Genomic DNA, 19,296 nt, shown 5'->3' on the forward strand with positions numbered 1-19,296 from the left:
CGGTCAGACCGCCCGCAGCAACGCCAGGTAGACCTCGGCGATCGGCCCGGCGGCGAACATCGCGGTGACCGCACCGACGATCATGAACGGGCCGAAGGGGATCGCGGTCGTGCGTCCGGCACGTCCCGCCGCCATCATCGCCACACCGGTGACGGCACCCAGCACGAACGCGCCGAGGGCCCCGACCACCAGAGCAGACCAGGACAGGTAGGCAAGCGCACCCCCGACGACACCGGCCAGCTTGACGTCGCCGAACCCCATGCCGCGCGGATGCACCAACGCCAGCGCCAGATAACAGCCGAACAGCACGACGGCCCCCACGGCGGCGCGGCCCAGCGAGGACCAGTCGTGCCGCGCCGCCGACGAGGCCGTGAGCAGGACCGCCAGGACCGGGTAGGCCGGCAGGACGAGCGCGTCCGGCAGCCGGTGGTGCTCCAGGTCGATGACCGAGAGCGCGATTCCGAGCGCGGCGAAGTAGAGATACGCGGGCAGGGCGCTGAGCAGCGGTCCGTCGGCCAGGCGCCGGGTGATCGCGATGAACAACGCCGCCGTTCCGGCTTCCAGCAGCGGGTTGTGCAGACCCGTGCGCGTGCCGCAGTCGGCGCACCGGCCTTTCAGCACGACCCAGCCGACCACCGGGATGTTGTGCCGGTTCCGGACCGGATGGCCGCACGTGCGGCAGCGTGACCTCGGCCGGACGACGGACTGTCCACTTGGGACCCGATCGACGACCGTGGTGAGGAACGAACCGGCGAGCAGACCCAGCAGCGTCACGACGACGAGCAGCAGTGCGGTCACGTGCGATGCCTTTCCGCAGCCGAGCACTGGCATCGAACGTAACCACCGGCGACCGGCGCGGTGAGGTGCATACCGAATTCGGGGGATGCCGGTGACTGTTTCGCGAGCAGGTCAGGCCATCGTGCGCGCGCTCCACTCGTCGAGAGTGCGCTGCAGCTTGTGAGAGTCGATGGGCTTGGTGAGGTAGTCGTCCATGCCCGCGGCCAGGCAGCGCTGGCGGTCCTCCGCGAGTGCGTGCGCGGTCATGGCGATGATCGGGATGCGCCTGCCGTCCTGCTCACGCCTGCGCAGCTCGGCCGTGGCGGTGTAGCCGTCCATTCTCGGCATCTGGCAATCCATCAGGATCGCCAGATATGGCTTGGTGCCAGCGAGTTCGAGGACCTCGTAGCCGTCCTGGGCGACGTCCACCTGGTACCCCAGCATGCTGAGGGTTTCCACGGCGACCATCTGGTTGATCTCGTTGTCCTCGGCCAGCAGGATCGAGCCGCGGCACTCGGTGGCAGCCGTCTCCACCGGGTGACGCGGCTTCGGCGTCCCGTTCTCCGGAGTGAGGATCTCGAGCAGGCAGTTGTACAGCTGGGACGGGCCGATCGGTTTGGGCAGCAGGGCCGCTGCGCCCGAGGCCTCGGCGTGTTGGTCGTCGCGGTATGAGCCGGAGGTCAGCAGGACCACCTTGACCGGCGGGATGCCCGCGTCTGCGTCGATGGCGTCGATCAGCGCGACGCCGTCGAGGTTGGGCATGTGCTGGTCGACCACCGCCAGCTCGAACGGAACGTTGGTCCGTGCGGCATCGCGCAGGTGTTCCAGACCAGCCAGGCCGTCGGAGACCGCGGTCGGGTCCATGCCCCAGGCCTTGGCGTGCCTGCTGATCAGGTGCAGGTTGGTCGGGTTGTCGTCGATCACCAGCAACCGGTTGCCCGTCATGTGGCTTCGCAGGGAGAGGCGAGTCCGTTGTGCGGCCGAGTTTTCCTGGGGCTCGAAGTCGATCGTGAACCAGAAGCGGCTGCCCTGCTTGAGCTTGCTGGCCATTTCCAGGGTGCCGCCCATCAGCTCCACCAGCTGCCTGGTGATCGTCAGCCCGAGACCGGTGCCCCCGTACCTCCGGGTGGTGGCGGCGTCGGCCTGGGAGAACGGTTCGGTGAGGCGCGCCAGGTTCTCCGGCGCGATGCCGATGCCCGTGTCGAGGACCGTGAAGGTGATCCGGTGCTCGTCGCCTTCCAGGGGTTCCGCGCGCAACAGCACGCTGCCCTCCTCGGTGAACTTGACGGCGTTGCCCAGGAGGTTGAGCAGAGCCTGGCGCAGCCTGCCGTCGTCGCCGCGGAGTGCCGTGGGCAGGTTCGGCGGATAGTCGCAGACGACTTCGATGCGCTTGTCGCGGGCGGCTTGGGCGACGGCCTGCACGACTTCCTCGAGCACCCTGTCGAGTTCGAAGTCGACGTGGACCAGCTTGAGCTTGCCCGCTTCGATCTTGGAGAAGTCCAGGATGTCGTTGATGATCGACAGCAGTGCGCGGCCCGAGGTCTGGATCGCCTCGGCATAGCGCCGCTGAGCAGGTTCCAGCGGCGTTTCGAGCAGCAGATCGGTCAGGCCGATGACGCCGTTCATCGGCGTGCGGATCTCGTGGCTGACCATGGCGACGAACTGCGTCTTGAGCTGCGCGGCGGCGACCGCCTTGTCGCGGGCGTCGGCCAGCTTCAGTTCGGCCTCGCGGCGTTCGCTGATGTCGCGGATCGCCGCCGAGACGAGTGTGCCCTGCTCCGTGTCGAGTGGCGCGAGGCTGATCTCCACCGGGATCTGGCTGCCGTCGTGGCGCATGCCGGCCAGTTCCATGCCCGTGCCCATCCTGCGGTGGACCGGATCCTGCAGATAGCGCTGCCGGTGACCGATGTGCTTTTGCCGCAGCTGCGCCGGGATCAGCAGTTCGATCGACTGGCCCACCAGGTCGTCGCGGCGGTAACCGAAGAGGCGTTCGGTCTGTTCGTTGACCAGCACGATCGTGCCGTGCTCGTCGACGATCAGCATCGCGTCGGGCGCGGCGAGGACGAGCTGCTGGAACCGTTGTTCCGCCTTGATCCGCTCGGTGACGTCACGGGCGATGGACGAGATGCCGACGATCTGGCCGGCGCTGTCGCGGATCGGCGAGACGCTCACCTCCACGTGCAGACGGCTGCCGTCCTTGCGGACTCGCACCATGTCGTGCAACCGGATCGACTGGTCGCCGTCGGTCTGCAGGAGCCCGCTGAGCTCATCGCGTTCACCCGCGGGCACGATCAGGTCGACGGACCGGCCCAGGGCTTCCTCGGCGGTGTAGCCGTACTGGCGTTCCGCTGCCGGGTTCCAGCTGGTGATGACGCCGTCGAGGGTCTGGCCGATGACGGCGTCGTCGGTGCCGTTCACGATGGCGGCCAGACGTGCGGCAGCGTCGTCGGCGGCCCGCTGTGCCGTGGTGTCGCGGGCCACCGCGTAGACCAGTCCCTCGTCCGGGATGGGGACCGCGTTCCAGGTGAGCCACCGGTAGGAGCCGTCACGGCAGCGGTACCGGTTCTCGAACATCAGGGTGGTTCGGTTCAACGCGATCTGCTCCGCGCTCTCGGCCGCGGTCCTCGCCACGTCGTCGGGGTGGACGAAGTCGACGTACGGCCGGCTCATCAGCTCTTCGGCGGTGTAGCCGAGCGCGCGTTCCCAGGCGGCGTTGAGGTGCTTGAAGTAACCGTCTGTGCCCGCGATGCACAGCAGGTCGCTCGAGATGTCGAAGAAGTGGTCGAGCCTTTCCGCGGACCGTTGCCGCTCGGCTTCGGCCTTGTTGCGCGACGTGAGGTCCCGATAGCTGCTGACGATCAGCCGGGTCCCCTCCTCGTCGCGCACCCTCGTGGTGGTCATCTGAACGGCGATCTCGGTGCCGTCGTGGCGGCACAGGAGAACGTCTTCCTCCGCGCCGTCCTCGGCGGCGGCGCCGGAGCCGGCCGGCAGCCACGGGTACGGCGGTTCGACGCCGACTGCTTTCTCCTTGTGATATCCGGTGATCTCGCACCAACGAGGGTTGACCTCCAGCACCCTCCCGCGAGGATCGGTGATGAGCACACCTTCGCGCAGCGACCGCAGCACCGTCAGGTTGAAGTCCCGTTCCTGGCGCAGCTCGGAGAGGAGCTTTCGCTGGGTCCGGCCCGCTCTGTCCAAATCGGACCCGGCACGCAGGAACACCGCGTAGAGGATCAGCACCGTCGCGGCGGTGGACACCGTGATGACGGCGTTCTGGGAGGCGGAGTCCTTGTTGCCCACCGCGTTCAGCAGCAAGGCGAACAGCACGAACAGCACGGTCATCGCGAGCCTCAGCTGGCGGAACACGTCTCCCCCCTCGGCACCGCCGAGGAACACCCTCGCCGTTGTCCGATTCGGACGGCACGCCACCAGGCCGGAGGACAGGAAGATGAGGCACAGCGCCGTGTTGAGCGACATCTGACCGACCTTCGAGTCACCGGCGAGGTACACGAGACCGTATGCGTGCCCGAGCAGTGCCACGGTGGCGACGAGAGCGCCGGCCGGCGCCAGGACGGCGGCAGGCCGGTGTCCACGTCTGCTGTCGGTGTCGAGCAGCACCAGTGCGAGGCCCGACAACACGAACGCGACCGCGGTGTGCGGTGACGGACGTCCGGGAAAGCCGGCGACCGCCCACTCCCTCGCGCGGTCGGGGAACAGCAGCGTGTCGACGCCGAGGTGCCACCCGGTCAGGTACTCCGCCGCCACGAGCGCCCCGACCAGTGCCACCAGCACACCGAGCGCCTGTCCCGCGCGCCGCCGCGGCGTGCTCGCCGTCTCGGGTGCGATCAGCCACAACCCGATCGCCGACAACACGAGCATCAGCGCCACGATCGACCTCATCGTGGCGGCGCCGGGAATCATCGACGCCAGGATCCGCACACCCGTCGCGTGCCCGAGCAACGTGACGCCACCGATCGCGATCACGACCACCACGGCCGACCCGACGATGCGGGACGACCGGAGCGACGACCTTGCTGACTGCTCCATACGGCGTAATGTAGGTGCGAAAAGTTGCAACCCTCACACCCCGCAAGGGTGAATCACATGATCATTTCGGATGAGGACCTGCGTTCGGCGATCGCCGAACGGCTCGCCCAGCTCCGATTCGGCCGCCCCGCCGAACCGGATGACCTCGCCGCTCGCGTGCTCAGAGCGTTCCGCACGGCGGCGCCCCAACACATCGACGCCATCGCGGCGGCCGTCGCCGGCGGCGACGCCGAAACCGCCAGAGAGCAGGCGCACGACCTGACCAGTCTCGCGGGCCACATCGGCGCCGTCGACGTGGTGAACTCCTGCGGCGAGCTCAGCGTGCGGCTCAAGGCGGGCGACATCGCGGGCGCCGCGGCAGTGGTCGCCGAGCTGCGCACCGGTTACGAACGCGCGAGCCTCGCCATCGCGGGGATGTAGCGCTCCGTACAAGATCGAGTTGCACGTCGCCCCGGCATCCCTACCGTGGCGGAAACGTTGACGTACCAGGAGATGAGCGCATGGCGACTGTCCTGATCGTCGACGACCTCCCGATCAACCGCGATCTGATGCGCACTCTGCTCACCCACCACGGGCACCGGGTGCTGGAGGCCGGCGACGGTGTCGAGGCGCTGGACCGGATCACCCAGGAGATTCCCGATCTCGTGGTGACCGACGTGATGATGCCGCGGATGGACGGCTACCAGCTCGTGCGCGAGCTGCGGGCCAAACCGGAGACGGCCGGAGTCCCCGTGATCTTCGCGACCGCCAACTACCTGGACCACGAGGCCGCCCCGCTCGCGCTCGGGTACGGCGTCCGCCACGTCGTGACCAAGACCGACGATCCCGCCAAGCTGCTGGAGGTCATCGACGCCGAACTGGACGACGAGCGGTCGTGCGAGCCGATCCCGATCGACGAGGGCCTGACGCGCGAACACCTGCGCATCGTCAACACGAAACTCGTCGAGAAGGTCCGCGAGACACAGCGCAGCGAACAACAGTTCCGGTTGATGGCCGAGTCGGCCCCGGTGGGGATTCTCCTCGTCGACACCGCGGGAACCGCGGTCAACGTCAACACCCGGCTCACCACGATCCTCGGCCGCTCGGCAGATCAGCTGACCGGCCTCGCGTGGCAGGACGCCATCGGCCTGGAGTGCGACCGCGAACTCGCGGAGGTGCTGGCGGGCAGGCAGGACGGACTGATCCGCAACCAGTGGCCGATCAAGCGCCCCGGTGGTGACCGGTGGCTCGACATCAGCCTGCACAACGCATACGACGAACACGGACAGATGCTCCAGTGCGTCGGTGTCGTCGACGACATCACGGAGAAGATCCGGGCGGAGGAACGGCAGCGCGAACTGGACCACCGGCTGCGGGTGGCCGAGCGGCTGGAGAGCCTCGGTCAGCTCGCCGGTGGTGTGGCGCACGACTTCAACAACATCCTGACCTCCATCCTCGGCCACGCGAGCATCGCCCAGGACACGACCGAGACGGGCTCGGAGGACGGCTCCGTCGACGCCGCGGTCGCGACGTCCCTGCGCAGGAGCCTCGACGGCGTGATCCGTGCGGGCACTCGAGCCGGCCGCCTGATCTCCCAGCTGCTGGCGTTCGGCCGGCCCGACATCGCCGAGCCTGAGCCGGTCGACGTCAACGAGTTCCTGGACGAGATCGAGACGCTGCTCGAGCCACTGCTCAGCTCGATGATCGAGCGGGTCGAAGATCGGGAACCCGGCCTGTGGCGGGTCTTCGTCGACAGCGGCCAGCTCGGCCAGATCGTGCTCAACCTCGCGGTGAACGCACGGGACGCGATGCCCGCGGGTGGCACCCTCGTCCTGCGCACCCGCAACCACGTCGTCGACACGGACACCGGCCCGCTCGCGCAGGGCCGCTACGTCAAGCTCACCCTCGTGGACTCCGGGCAGGGCATTCCCCCGGACGTGCTCGAGCACGTGCTCGATCCCTTCTTCACCACCAAGCCGGTCGGGCAGGGCACCGGGCTCGGTCTGTCCACTGTGTACAGCATCGTCCGCCGGTACGGCGGCGAACTGGTCATCTCCTCGACCGTCGGGGAGGGCACGACGATCGACGTCTACCTGCCCGCCGTGGACGGCTGACTTTCCGGCAGGCGGTCCGGCAGCAGGTCCGGCGAGGTCGGCCTGCCGAGGTGGAAACCCTGCACCTTGTCGCAGTTCAGTCGGCGCAGCACGTCGAGCTGCTCTTCGGTCTCCACGCCTTCGGCGACGACGGTGAGGTTCACCGCGTGCGCCATCATCACGATGCTGCCGACGATCGCCTCCGCGTCCCGGTTCTCGCCCAACGCGGAGACGAAGGACCTGTCGATCTTCAGCTGGTCGATCGGCAGCCTGCGGAGCTGGGCGAGAGACGAGTAGCCGGTGCCGAAGTCGTCGATGGCGAGCCGCACCCCGAGCTCGCGCAGCGACCTGAGCGTCCGACCCGCGACCGCGGGGTCCCTCATCAGCGCGTTCTCGGTGATCTCGAGGCAGAGCGTGCTCGGGACGATGCCGGTCGTGCGCAGCACGTCCTGCACCGCGGCCACCAGCCGGGGGTCCTCGAGCTGGCGCGGCGACAGGTTCACCGCCAGGTCGCAGTCCGTCCCGATCCGGGAACGCACCACGCCCGCCTCCCCGGTCGTCGTCCGCAGGACGTGGTCGCCGACCAGGTTGATCAGGTCGCTCTCCTCGGCCAGCGGGATGAACTCGGCGGGTGAGATGGGCCCGTGGACCGGGTGGTTCCAGCGCAGGAGCGCCTCGACGGACGCCACCCGGCCGCTCCTGAGATCGGCGATCGGCTGGTAGACGACCGAGAGCTGCTCGTTCGACGCGGCCGCACGCAGATCCCCTTCGAGCTGGAGGCGGCGCTGCATCTTCTCGCGGAGGTCGACGTCGAAGAACACGTACCGGCCCCGGCCCTGGGACTTCGCCTGGTACATCGCGACGTCGGAGTCGCGGAGGAGGTCCTCGCCGGTGCGCGGATCGCCGGGACCGGTGATGACGATGCCGATGCTCGCGTCGATGTGCAGCTGCCGTCCGTCAACGGAGACGGGGGCGGCGACGGCGTTCCGCAGGTGCTCGGCGAGCCTGCGCACGTCGGCCCCGGCGATGTCACGGGCGACGACCACGAACTCGTCACCGCCGAGCCTGCCGACGAGATCACCGCTGCGGACGCTCCTGTGCAGCCGCTCCCCGATGACCCTCAGCACCTTGTCGCCGACGGCGTGTCCGAGCGAGTCGTTGATGACCTTGAACTTGTCGAGGTCGACGAACAGCACCGCCAACGTGCCCGTGCGCGACGCCAGGTGCCGGATGACCAGCGTCCGGTTCGCGAGCCCCGTGAGCCCGTCGTGGGTGGCGTCGTGTTCGAGGCGGGCGGCGATCGACTTCCGCTCGGTGATGTCGGTGAACGAGATGACCACGGAGGCCGGGTACGTGTTCACCTGGTTGAGCGGACGGCAGCTCACCGACAGCCAGATGTCCTGGCCGTCGGCCCTTCGCACACGAACGACGCGCCCGTTGTGCGGCAGTCCGGTCCGCCGGGTCTGCACGCACGGGTACTCCGATTCGGGCAGCCGGGCGCCCTGCTCGTCGTAGAGCGGGCACGCGGTCGTGGGCGATCCGATGATGCGTTCGGCACGCATGCCGAGGACTCGTTCCGCCGCCGGGTTCGCCGATTCGACCAGCCCGCTCGGCCCCACCACGAGGACCCCTTCCTCCAACGAGGCGACGACCGTCGTGAAGTGCTGTTCCGCCCGGCGCCGCGCGGTCTCGTCCGCGCACACCAGGACGTAACCGTCGTCCATCTCGGCGGCCGACACCCTGATGACGAGCGTGGTGCCGTCGGAATGACGATGCACCGCCCTGGTCATGCCGCCCTCGCGCACGACGGCGGCGGGATCGAGCCGCGCACCGACCAGCGAGCCGACGGGCCTGCCCACGGCCTCGGCCGCCGGCACGCCGTACACCGACTCGGCGGCGGGGTTCCACGTCGTGACGAGACCGTCCTCGGTGGTCGCGATGATCGCGTCACTGACGTGCGCGACCAGCGCCGCCTGGTAGTGCAGGGTGGCCTCCGCGGCCTTCTGCGCGGTCACGTCGCGCAGGATCACCTGGTAGGCGGGCCTGCCCTCCCACGTCGTCCGCACGGACACCACCTCGACGTCGATCGTGCCCCCGCCGAACCGCAGGATGGTGGCGTCGGACGGATCGGTGGCGGCGCCCGGTGTGGACAGTGCGCTGAGGCGGCGCAGCATGTCCGGCACCGAGGCCGGATGGACGAAGTCCGTGATCGGGCGGCCGATGACCTCGTCCGCCGAGCGCGCGGCGAGGAAGCGGACACCCGCGGGGTTGGTGTAGGTCAGCACGCCCGCCTCGTGGACGACGATCGCGTCGGGGCTGAGCTCGACCAGCAGCCGGTAGCGGTCGGCGAGATCCTCGAGCGCCTGCTGGTCCGCGTGCCGCCTCGTCACGTCGGTGGCGACACCCGTCAGGCTCTTCGCCGCGGCGTCACCGGACACGCAGGCCCGCAGCTGGAGCCACCTCGTGGTGCCGTCCGGCAACACATAGGGCTGCTCGAGGGAGAAGTCCTGCCACACCGCGGCCGCACGGGCGGCGACCACCAGGGGCTCGACCACGGTCATGAGCCGGGAGCGGATCTCGACGGCCGCGTCGTCCGGCACACCGAGCAGGCCGGCCATTCCCGGCATCCACGTGGCGCAGTTGGTCGTGAGGTCGAACCACCACATGACCGCGGCGTCGGCGGACGGCGCCAGGTCGACGACGTCCTGGTCGAACTTCACCTCGATGTCCATGCCTCTTCTAGCGACAGGCGAAGGACGGACCTGACGAGAATTGAGCATGAATGTGACGAGCGGGACGAAGTCGGTGCTGGAGGAGTCCTTGCACGCCGGACGGCTCAGTTGCCCCGTGTGCCGGGGACCGCTGCGGCCGTGGGGCTCCGCGCGCGAACGCGTGGTGCGGTTTCGGGGCATCGCGGATCAGAAGGTGCGCCCGCGCCGAGCCAGGTGCGCCGACTGCCGCCGCACCCACGTGCTGCTACCGGACTGGATGGTGCTGCGGCGGGCGTACGCGGCGCCGGTCATCCGCGAGGCGATCGCCGCGCACCTGGGCGGCAAGGGTTACCGCCGGATCGCGCTGATCCTCGGTCTGCCGGAGACCACCGTGCGGGACTGGCTGCGCGCCTTCCGCCGCAACACGAGTCCGCCCCATGTCCCGGGACGGTTCTCATCAGGTCCCGGAAGCTGAGTCCGCTCTGAGGGGTACGACCCCGAGGAAAGGACAAGACATGATCGGCATCTGTGGCATCGGAGTGGTCAGCGGTTACGGCTGGGGCCGGGAGAAGCTGTGGGACGGGCTGGTGAGCGGCAAGCCCGCCGCGCACCTGGTCAGCGGCTACGGAGCGAAGGACGCGTGGGTGGCGCTCGTCCCGGACGGCGGCTCTGTCGAGGACGGGCCGAGCCGGTTCGCGCGGGCGATGCGGGGTGCGGCACGTGAGGCGATCACGGACGCCGGCCGTCGCGGCTGGCGTCCCGGTCGCCGAGTCGGACTCCTGCACGCGGTCGTGCTGGGCGAAGTGGATCTCTGGCGGGAGTTCCACCTCACCCGCGACCAGCGCGTGTCGGTGCGGGAGTTCCTCGCCCTCATGCCGTCGACGCCGATGTCGACCCTCATGAAGGAGTACGGCTTCCACGGCCCGGCGATGAACGTGTCCGCGATGTGCGCCTCCGGCAACGCCGCGCTGATCACGGCGAAGTCGTGGCTGGACGCCGGTGTGGTCGACGACGTGGTGCTGGTGGCCACCGACCTCTCCGCCACGCCGGAGAACGTGAGCCACTTCGTGCGGCTCGGCGTCGCTGTCACCGACACCGACCCGCTGGACGGATGCCGCCCCTTCCAGGAGGGCAGTCGTGGGTTCACCGTCGGCGAGGCATCGGTCGCGATGGTGCTGTCGAAGCAGATGACCACTCCCTACGTGCACCTGCTCGGTGGCGCGATGTCACACGACGCCCATCACGTGACGTCGATCGAGCCCGGGCTGACGCAGGTCATGACCTGTTTCCGGGACGCGCTCGCAAACGCGGGCGTCAACGCCGACTCAGTGCGGTATCTGAACGCGCACGGGCCCGGCACCGCGCAGTGCGACCGGGCGGAGGCGGCCGTCGTGGAGACGCTCTTCAGGCGGGGCACCGGCATCTACTCGGTCAAACCGCTCACGGCGCACTGCCAGGGCGCGGCGGCGGCGATCGAGGTCGCCTCCGCGGCCCTGGCGCACGAACGGGGGATCGTGCCGGCCTCACCCACGGTGGCGCGGGCCCATCCCCAGCTGCTCGACGGTCCCACTCCCCTTGCTGACGGCATCACGGTCAAGTCGTCGCTCGGCATGGGCGGCCACAACTCGGTCGTGGTGCTCGCACCTCCCAGCTGAGCGGACCAGAAGGGAGTCGTGCCAAACCTCGAACCGCCCGGCGGGGTTCCCACCACTGGGCGGTTTGAGCAGGGCAGAGCGATCCCTACAACCGTTCTGCACCCGAGCGGAAACCGCTGTGCTCACCGAACGCCCGAAAACTGCTCCTCATGGCACTGAGCAGCGAAGTCGAGGCACTGGTGAGCGGTCACCTCTCCCTGGTCGACCGCGAGGTCGGGCAACTGGCCCGCAGGCTGCCCCCACACGTCGACCGGGACGACCTCCTGTCGGCCGGGCTGACCGCGCTGGTCGCGTGCGCACGGAGTTATCGCGGCGACGCGCCGTTCGCGCACGTCGCGCGCGTCCGGGTCCGCGGCGCCCTGATCGACCACCTCCGCACTCTCGACTGGGCCAGCCGCTCGGTTCGAACCAGGGCCCGCGAGCTTCAGGCCGCCGAGGACGAGCTGGTGGCGGCACTCGGCCGCACGCCCACCACGGCCGAGCTCGCACAGCTGCTCGGGGTGTCCGAGCGCGAGGTGATCTCGTGGCACCACGACGTGCAGCGGGCGGCGACGGTCAGCCTCCAAGGCGTCACCCAGGAAACCGCGGACCTCCTCGTCCGCGAACGGACTCCTGGTCCCGAGGACGTCGTGCTGTTGCGTGAGCGGTTCGGCTACCTGCGGGACGCGATCGATGCTCTGCCTGGCAACCTCCGCACCGTTGTCGTCAGGTACTTCCTCCAAGACCGTTCGATGGCCGACATCGCGGAGGAGTTGGGTGTCGGAGAGTCCCGTGTGTCGCACATGCGCGCCGAGGCACTCGCGCTGCTCCGAGACGGGGTCAACGCGCAACTCGACCGCGATCTGGTGGCCGAGCCGCTGTCCGGCCGGGCCGCACGCAAACGCGAGGCGTACTTCGCGGAGGTGGCCACGCGTGGCACGCTCCGCAGTCGTCTCGCCGCCTGGGCTGCCGCGTGATCGTCACCGGCGCCGATGACGCCTTCCGGCGTGTCAACGAGTTTCGACGAAATCGAGTGACGCATACCTCGAGTGCGGGACTCACACGGGGAGACGCGGCTTTTTTTAACTCATTACGCGCGCCGCAGAGTGATTCTGTTAATACGATGTGATTATTCTTCCCGCATGGCGACCGGCTGTGCCGCGACGTAGCATTCGAATCAGCCTGATTGACCTGCGACTTCTTGAGCGCAGGCTTTCGACAGCTGCGACAACGGAGGCTGGCCGTGCACCCTCACACCGGTTCTGGAATTCGAACCATGTTCGGAGCATTGGTCGTGGCGACGGCCGTGGCGGTGATCACCGCCGGTCCGGCAGGCGCCGTCGACGACACCACCACGACGACTTTCGTCGTCTCGGCGGGCGCGCTGGCGATCGACGCACCAGCGTCGCCCGTGGCGCTCGGCTCAGGGTCGCCGGGAGGCACGATCACGGCGCAGCTGGGAAACGTGGTCGTCACCGACGCGCGGGCCCAGCTGGCTCCCACCTGGGCGGCCACGGTCGCCTCCGCCGACTTCAGCACGGGCGGCGGGACGCCTCAGACGATCGGCAAGGCGCTCGTGGACTACTGGTCAGGACCTGCGATCTCGCCAACAGGCTCTGGCACGACGTTCGTGCCTGGACAGGCCACGGCCGATGACAAGGTGACGCTGGCCGAATCTCGGGCGGCGTTCGCTCTCACCGCTGGAGTCGGAAACAACTCGGTGGCCTGGAATCCGACGCTGATCGTCAACGTCCCGGCGGCCGCGGTCGCGGGCACGTACTCCGGAGTGGTGACGCATTCGGTGCTGTGACCGAGTTGCTCGGCTGTTCGTGGTACTCGTGGTCGCCGCGCTCGTGCAGAGTGCGGCGACCACCGGGTGCTGGTCCGCGACGCCGGCGGGGATGGCCGACGACGGGATCGGCATCAAACTGCTCGACGCCCCGACCAACAGGCGCGACGACCCCAGGGCCAACAAGTACATCGTCGACTTCCTCCCACCCGGCTCCGTGATCAGCAGGAGGGTGGAGGTCTGGAACACCTCGGACGAGGCGAAGTCCGTCGAGGTCTACGCGGGCGCTGCCGACATCCGGGACGCCGAGTTCACCGGCGGCAGTGATCGCGCGTCCAACGAGTTGTCCTCCTGGATCTCCTTCGACCGCACCCGGCTCGACCTGCCCGCCCGCGGCAAGACCGCGGTGCTGGCGACGATCGCCGTTCCCGCGAACGCGACAGGTGGCGAGCAGTACGCCGCCATCTGGGCACAGGTCGCCGCACCGCCCAGCGCCCCCGGGACGGTACGCCTGATCAACAGGGTTGGCGTCCGGATCTACCTCAGCATCGGACCCGGCGGCGAACCCAGGTCGGACTTCGAGATCGAGAACCTCACCCCGGCGCGCACTGCCGACGGGCGGCCAGAGGTCCTCGCACAGGTGCACAACACCGGTGGTCGAGCGGTGGACGTGAGCGGTTCGCTGCTGCTCACGGACGGGCCGGGAGAGCTGCGGGCGGGCCCGTTCCAGGTGTCCGCCGGCAAGACGATCGAGCCAGGAGGCAGGACGCAGGTGTCGGTCCTGCTCGACCAGAACTTGCCGGTCGGCCCGTGGAAGGCGGAGCTGAGCCTCACGAGCGGCCTGATCAACCGGACCGCGACCGCGGTGATCACCTTTCCCAGTGCGCCCGGCATCGGTGAACCGGTCGTGCCGGAGTCAGCCTATTTCACCGCGGCGCTGAGTGGACTGCTCGCGGTGGCGTGCACGGCATTGCTCTGGATCGGCATTCGTTCGTGGCGGCGCCGACGCGCCCTTCTCCGGAGCGGGCTGTAGCGGACAGGAAAGCGCTGTGACCGTTGCCGGACATTCTGATTACGGCAAAACCAGGAAAATCACACCTTGTGGTACTCGGTCTGACAGCGCAATGCGCAGGAGCCAAGTGGAACCAAATACTTGCCTTGGTGGTGCGAGCGGTGCGCGGTCGGCGAGGGACCGCGCACCGTTTTCCTGACGAGTTGGGGTGATGGCTTTGCCGCGGCGGATTTTGGCCAGACTGGTGGTCGCGATCTTGCTGGTGACTTTGCCGCCGCTCGTCTTTCCCGGAGCCGCCACGGCATCGGTCCCACTCGCGATCACGAGTGCGAACCAGGCCGCCTTCGCCGTGGGACGGCCGGCCACCTTCAAGCTCACCGCGACTCGTTCGCTGAAGCCCGTGCTCACCGCAGCCGGCGCGTTGCCTGACGGCATCGAGTTCGACGACCACCTCGACGGGACGGCCACGCTGTCCGGAACCCCCAGAACCACGGGCACGTACCCGCTGACCATCAGCGCCCGCGACACCACCGGCCGAACCGTCGAGCAGAGACTCCTCCTCAGCGTCGGGGAGGGCTGGTACAACGCCGCCTGGCAGCGCCGCAAGCCGATCACGATCGACCACACCAAGGTCGGCTCGGCGCTGACCAACTATCCCGTGAAGATCATGCGGACCTCCGACTCCGACCTGGCCGCCGGGGCGCAGTCGAACGGCAACGACATCCTGTTCACCAACTCGGACGGCACCACCAAGCTCAACCACCAGATCCAGTCGTACACGTCGGCAACCGGTGCGCTGACCGCATGGGTGCTGGTGCCCTCGTTGTCGAGCACAACCGACACGACGCTCTACATGTACTACGGCAACAGCTCGGCCCCCAGCCAGCAGAACGCCAGCGCGGTGTGGGACTCCACCAACACCTCCGTCTGGCACCTGTCCGAGTCCGTCAGCACGGCCGCAGGCAACTTCAAGGACTCCACCAGCAACGTCAACCACGCCACCTACCAGGGCTCACCGGGCCTGACCACGAACTCCGGCGGCGGCCTCACCTTCAACGGCACGTCCAACTACCTGTCGACCGCGAACCAGCAGACCAACCCGCAGGTCCTCAGCGTCGAGGCGTGGGTCAAGACCTCCAGCGCGTTGGGTAGACCGATCGTCAGTTACGAGGGGGTGCAGACAGGGACCGCGACCGGCCTGTACGACCGGACTCTCAACATCGGAACCGATGGACGCGCCCACTTCGCCGTGTGGGACGGTTCCGCCGCCCGCCAGGTGCCGGGGGGCACCAACCTCGCCGACGGCAACTGGCACCACCTCGTCGGCACCTACAGCAACGTCAGCGATGTACTCACCCTGTACGTGGACGGCGTCGCGGCCGGCAGCATGTCGGGCGTCCTCGCGGCCGAGGTCAGCAACGGGTGGTGGCGCATCGGCAGCTATCACGCGTCCGACAACACCTTCGGCGTCAACGGATACTTCCCCGGCACCATCGACGAAGTGCGCGTGGCCAACACCGTGCGCTCCGCCGGTTGGGTGACCACGAACTACAACAACCAGAACAACCCGTTCACGTTCTCCTCGGTCGGCACCGAGCAGACCCTCACCGCGCCGGCGATCACCAGTGCGAACAGCACCACCTTCACCGAGAGTTCGGCCGGCTCGTTCACCGTCACCACGACCGGCGCGCCGACGCCGACCCTCGGCCAGACCGGCACGTTGCCCACCGGCGTGACCTTTGTGGACAACGGCAACGGAACGGCCACCCTGTCCGGAACACCCACCAGCACAGGTACGTACCCGCTGACCATCACCGCCGCCAACGGGGTCACTCCCAACGCCACGCAGAACTTCACCTTGACCGTCGGTGCGGCCTGGTACAACACGGCCTGGCTGTACCGCAAGGCGATCACGATCGACCACACGAAGGTTTCGGCCACCACGACGAACTTCACGGTCCTGATCAGCAGAGCCGACTCCGACCTCGCCGCCCGCGCCCACTCCACCGGGCGCGACATCCTGTTCACGGACTCGGACAAGGTCACCAAGCTCAGCCACGAGATCGAGTCCTACACCTCGGCGTCCGGAACACTGGTCGCCTGGGTCCAGGTCCCCTCCCTGTCCAGCACGGTCAGCAAGACCATCTACCTGTACTACGGCAACGCCACCGCCGGCGACCAGCAGAACGTCAGCGGCACGTGGCGCTCGGAGTACAAGGGCGTCTGGCACCTGTCGCAGAGCCCGACCGTCGCCGCCCCGCAGTTCAGGGACTCGACCAGCAACGCCAACCACGGCACCGCGCAGGGTTCGATGCCGTCCGGCGCCCAGGTCGCCGGCAAGGTCAACGGCAGCATCGTCCTCGACGGCAGCAACGACTACGTCTCGACCGCCGTCCAGCAGACCAACCCGCAGGTGTTCACGATCGAGGCCTGGGCGAAGGTCTCTGCCACCGCCTCCCTCGGTAAACCCGTCATCAACTTCGAGGACTTCCAGACCGGCACCACCTCCACCAACAACTACGACCGCGTTATCTACATCGGCACCGACGGCAGGCCCCGCTTCGTTCTGTGGGACGGCTCGACTCGCACCTCCGCGTGGGGCAGCAGCATCGCGGACGACCAGTGGCACTACCTCGTGGGCACCTACAACGGGACAACGGCAACCCTCTACGTGGACGGCGTGGCGGCCACGGGGGTCTCCAGTTCCTCAGCTCAGGTGTTCAACGGCTACTGGCGCTTCGGCAGCTATCACGTGGCGCCCTACCCCAACGCCGTCGACGGTCACTTCCAGGGCAGCATCGACGAGATCCGGGTGTCCAACACGGCCTGGCCGACGTCGACCATCACCACCAGGTACAACAACCAGAGCTCGCCGTCCACGTTTCTCTCGGTGGCCGGTCAGGAGGCGTACTCCGCCGCACCGACGATCACGAGTGCGAGCAGCACCACTTTCTCCTCGACCCTGCCGGGCTCCTTCACCGTCACCACGACCGGCAGCCCGGCGCCCTCCCTCAGCGTGACCGGCACCCTGCCCAGCGGTGTGACCTTTGTGGACAACGGCAACGGAACAGCCACCCTGGCCGGCACGCCCGCATCGACTGCGACGGGCACGTACCCGCTGAGCATCACCGCCAACAACGGGATCAGTCCCGACGCCACCCAGAGCTTCACCCTCACCGTCGTGTCGGGGTGGTACAACACCGGCTGGCACTACCGCAAGACGATCACGATCGACCGCACCAAGGTCGGCGCGAACCTGACGAACTTCCCGTTCCTGGTCAGCAGAACCGACTCCGATCTCGCCGCCCGCGCCCAGTCCAGCGGTAACGACATCCTCTTCACCAGCTCGGACGGCGTCACGAAGATCAACCATCAGAACGAGACCTACACGTCCGGTACCGGCGCACTCGTGAGCTGGGTCGAGGTGCCCAGCCTGTCCGCCACCGCGGACACGGTCGTCTACATGTACTACGGCAACGCCTCGGCGACCGACCAGCAGAACGCCGGCGCGGTCTGGGACTCCGGCTTCAAGGGCGTCTGGCACCTGTCCGAGGGGCCGACGAGCACGGCGCCGCAGTTCAAGGACTCGACCGGCAACGCCAACCACGGCACCGCACAGGGTTCGATCGCCTCCGGCGCCCAGGTCGCCGGCAAGGTCGACGGCAGCATCACCCTCGACGGCACCAGCGACTACATCTCGACCACCACGCAGGCGACGGTGCCGAACACCGTCACGGTCGAGGCGTGGTTCAAGACCTCGACGGCGTCCGGCAAGAAGATCGTCGGCTACGCGAGTGACCAGACGGGCGTCCTGGAGGCGAACTACGACCGGATGCTCTGGGTGGGAATCGACGGCAAGCTGCGTTTCGGCGTTTACGACGGCGCCTTGCGCATGGCCGCCAGCACCGGCACCGTCACCGACGGAGCGTGGCACCACGCGGCCGGTGTGTACGACAACGTCGCCCAGACCATCTCGCTGTACCTCGACGGTGCTCTCGTCAGCACCGCCGCGACCGGCACCTCACCACAGAGCTACACCGGTTGGTGGCGCATCGGTTCATACATGATGTACCCCGGCTGGACCAACAGCCTGGCCGGCTACTTCCCGGGATCCGTCGACGAGGTCAGGGTCTCGAACACGGCGAGAAGCGCAGGCTGGATCACCACCGAGTACAACTCCCAGAGCTCGCCGTCCACCTTCTTCTCGACAGCGAGCGAGGTCGCCTACACCGAGGCGCCCGCTATCACGAGCGCGAACAGCACGACCTTCACGGCGGGCTCGGCGGGCACTTTCACCGTCACCACGACGGGTGTGCCGACGCCTGCTCTCAGCAAGACCGGCACGTTGCCCATCGGAGTGACCTTTGTGGACAACGGCAACGGCACGGCAACCCTGTCGGGCACGGCCGCGGTCGCGGGCAGCTACCCGTTGACGATCACGGCCAGCAGTTCGACCACCCCCAACGCCACCCAGTCCTTCACCCTCACCGTCAACGGAGGCTCGCTGTCGATCGCCTTGCCCAGCACCGCGAACCTGGGCAGCGGCGCACTCGGCAGCACGGTCAGCGGCGCGCTCGGCTCCGTGCAGGTGATCGACAACCGCGGCAGCAGCAGCGCGTCGTGGACCGTCTCCGTGTCGTCCACCACCTTGACCGGTGCCGGAAAGACGATTCCGCTCGCGAACCTGAGGTACTGGTCCGGGCCGTCGACCGCGACCACCGGCACCGGCACCTTCACCCCGGGACAGAACACCTCCGGAGCCGCGCAGGACCTCACCACCTCCCGCACCTGCTTCACGCTGGGCGGCGGCAACGGCATCAACCAGGCCACGTGGAACCCGACACTGATGGTCACGGTACCGATAACTCTGGTCCCCGCCACCTACAGCGGAATAGTCACGCACTCCGTCGTTTAGGAAGCACCCGTCGAATTCGAAGGAGCCAGGAGGGTGTCGTGTTCGGTAAACGCATCGGATCACTTGTCGCGGGAGCCACAGCCGCCATTGCGGTCGGTACCGCTGCTCCAGCGAATGCGGAGGATTCCACCGTGTCGTTCGCGACCACGGGCGGCACGCTTTCCGTGGTGGTGCCTGCCGCGGCGACGTTGACCGGAGGCAGCACCATTCCGGGCGGGACGGTGAGCGGTGCGCTGGGAACCGTCACCGTCGCCGACGCGCGGGGCAACGCTGCCGGATGGACCGCGAGTGTGTATTCCACGACGGGATTCACCGCCGCTCAAAGCACCGCGATCACCA

General features: G+C 68.3%; 13 protein-coding genes. 9 read left to right on the plus strand and 4 right to left on the minus strand.

What is annotated here, in order from left to right:
* Nucleotides 1–3 precede the first annotated feature (3 nt).
* Together DI276_RS05580 and DI276_RS05585 are read right to left on the minus strand one after the other, a co-directional pair.
* Nucleotides 4–798 (minus strand): prepilin peptidase, encoded by a 795-nt coding sequence (locus DI276_RS05580; protein ID WP_232836464.1) that lies wholly within the window; start codon nt 796–798, stop codon nt 4–6.
* A 111-nt stretch (nt 799–909) separates the two neighbouring features.
* Nucleotides 910–4,824 (minus strand): PAS domain S-box protein, encoded by a 3,915-nt coding sequence (locus DI276_RS05585; RefSeq protein WP_112262166.1) that lies wholly within the window; start codon nt 4,822–4,824, stop codon nt 910–912.
* A 57-nt stretch (nt 4,825–4,881) separates the two neighbouring features.
* Here DI276_RS05585 and DI276_RS05590 point away from each other — a divergent pair, with 57 nt between their 5' ends.
* On the plus strand, nt 4,882–5,244 hold the full coding sequence (locus tag DI276_RS05590) for an Hpt domain-containing protein (RefSeq protein ID WP_112262167.1): 363 nt from the start codon (nt 4,882–4,884) through the stop codon (nt 5,242–5,244).
* Nucleotides 5,245–5,324: 80 nt separating this feature from the next.
* Complete coding sequence (locus DI276_RS05595) at nt 5,325–6,917, plus strand: ATP-binding response regulator (RefSeq protein ID WP_112262168.1); 1,593 nt, start codon at nt 5,325–5,327, stop codon at nt 6,915–6,917.
* On the opposite strand, the gene DI276_RS05600 is transcribed toward DI276_RS05595, so the two are convergent.
* The gene (locus DI276_RS05600; protein ID WP_112262169.1) at nt 6,893–9,628 is read right to left on the minus strand and encodes a sensor domain-containing protein; all 2,736 of its coding nucleotides are present in this window, start codon (nt 9,626–9,628) and stop codon (nt 6,893–6,895) included. The two genes, DI276_RS05595 and DI276_RS05600, sit on opposite strands and share 25 nt — an antisense overlap.
* Nucleotides 9,629–9,674: 46 nt before the next feature.
* On the opposite strand from DI276_RS05600, the gene DI276_RS05605 reads away from it, so the two are divergent.
* From DI276_RS05605 to DI276_RS05625, 5 genes are all read left to right on the plus strand, one after another.
* The gene (locus DI276_RS05605; RefSeq protein WP_157984537.1) at nt 9,675–10,082 is read left to right on the plus strand and encodes a DUF6431 domain-containing protein; all 408 of its coding nucleotides are present in this window, start codon (nt 9,675–9,677) and stop codon (nt 10,080–10,082) included.
* 40 nt (nt 10,083–10,122) lie between these two features.
* A complete protein-coding gene (locus DI276_RS05610) occupies nt 10,123–11,262 on the plus strand; it encodes a beta-ketoacyl synthase N-terminal-like domain-containing protein (RefSeq protein WP_112262171.1) in 1,140 nt (379 codons plus the stop codon).
* A 149-nt stretch (nt 11,263–11,411) separates the two neighbouring features.
* Nucleotides 11,412–12,218, plus strand: coding sequence for a sigma-70 family RNA polymerase sigma factor (locus DI276_RS05615; protein ID WP_112262172.1), 807 nt, complete (start codon nt 11,412–11,414; stop codon nt 12,216–12,218).
* A 299-nt stretch (nt 12,219–12,517) separates the two neighbouring features.
* On the plus strand, nt 12,518–13,051 hold the full coding sequence (locus DI276_RS05620; protein ID WP_112262173.1) for a hypothetical protein: 534 nt from the start codon (nt 12,518–12,520) through the stop codon (nt 13,049–13,051).
* A gap of 19 nt (nt 13,052–13,070) precedes the next feature.
* Nucleotides 13,071–14,063, plus strand: coding sequence for a COG1361 family protein (locus DI276_RS05625; protein ID WP_157984538.1), 993 nt, complete (start codon nt 13,071–13,073; stop codon nt 14,061–14,063).
* 39 nt (nt 14,064–14,102) lie between these two features.
* Here DI276_RS05625 and DI276_RS50755 read toward each other — a convergent pair whose 3' ends face one another.
* On the minus strand, nt 14,103–14,420 hold the full coding sequence (locus tag DI276_RS50755; protein WP_198680469.1) for a hypothetical protein: 318 nt from the start codon (nt 14,418–14,420) through the stop codon (nt 14,103–14,105).
* Between DI276_RS50755 and DI276_RS05630 the strand changes: the two genes are divergently transcribed.
* Both DI276_RS05630 and DI276_RS05635 read left to right on the plus strand, forming a co-directional pair.
* A complete protein-coding gene (locus DI276_RS05630) occupies nt 14,392–18,957 on the plus strand; it encodes a DUF2341 domain-containing protein (protein WP_232836472.1) in 4,566 nt (1,521 codons plus the stop codon). The two genes, DI276_RS50755 and DI276_RS05630, sit on opposite strands and share 29 nt — an antisense overlap.
* A gap of 131 nt (nt 18,958–19,088) precedes the next feature.
* Nucleotides 19,089–19,296: hypothetical protein (locus tag DI276_RS05635; RefSeq protein ID WP_198680471.1), on the plus strand; the 208-nt coding region annotated here is incomplete at its 3' end.

Source organism: Lentzea terrae (assembly GCF_003265345.1).
GTDB classification, from domain to species: domain Bacteria; phylum Actinomycetota; class Actinomycetes; order Mycobacteriales; family Pseudonocardiaceae; genus Lentzea; species Lentzea terrae.

Excerpts from the sequence above, each read along its gene's own strand:
- DI276_RS05610 (WP_112262171.1), top strand. The coding sequence starts at position 10,123 with ATGATCGGCATCTGTGGCATCGGAGTGGTCAGCGGTTACGGCTGGGGC.
- DI276_RS05605 (WP_157984537.1), top strand. The coding sequence starts at position 9,675 with ATGAATGTGACGAGCGGGACGAAGTCGGTGCTGGAGGAGTCCTTGCAC.
- DI276_RS05620 (WP_112262173.1), top strand. The coding sequence starts at position 12,518 with ATGTTCGGAGCATTGGTCGTGGCGACGGCCGTGGCGGTGATCACCGCC.
- DI276_RS05595 (WP_112262168.1), top strand. The coding sequence starts at position 5,325 with ATGGCGACTGTCCTGATCGTCGACGACCTCCCGATCAACCGCGATCTG.
- DI276_RS05615 (WP_112262172.1), top strand. The coding sequence starts at position 11,412 with ATGGCACTGAGCAGCGAAGTCGAGGCACTGGTGAGCGGTCACCTCTCC.
- DI276_RS05590 (WP_112262167.1), top strand. The coding sequence starts at position 4,882 with ATGATCATTTCGGATGAGGACCTGCGTTCGGCGATCGCCGAACGGCTC.
- DI276_RS05600 (WP_112262169.1), bottom strand. The coding sequence starts at position 9,628 with ATGGACATCGAGGTGAAGTTCGACCAGGACGTCGTCGACCTGGCGCCG.
- DI276_RS05585 (WP_112262166.1), bottom strand. The coding sequence starts at position 4,824 with ATGGAGCAGTCAGCAAGGTCGTCGCTCCGGTCGTCCCGCATCGTCGGG.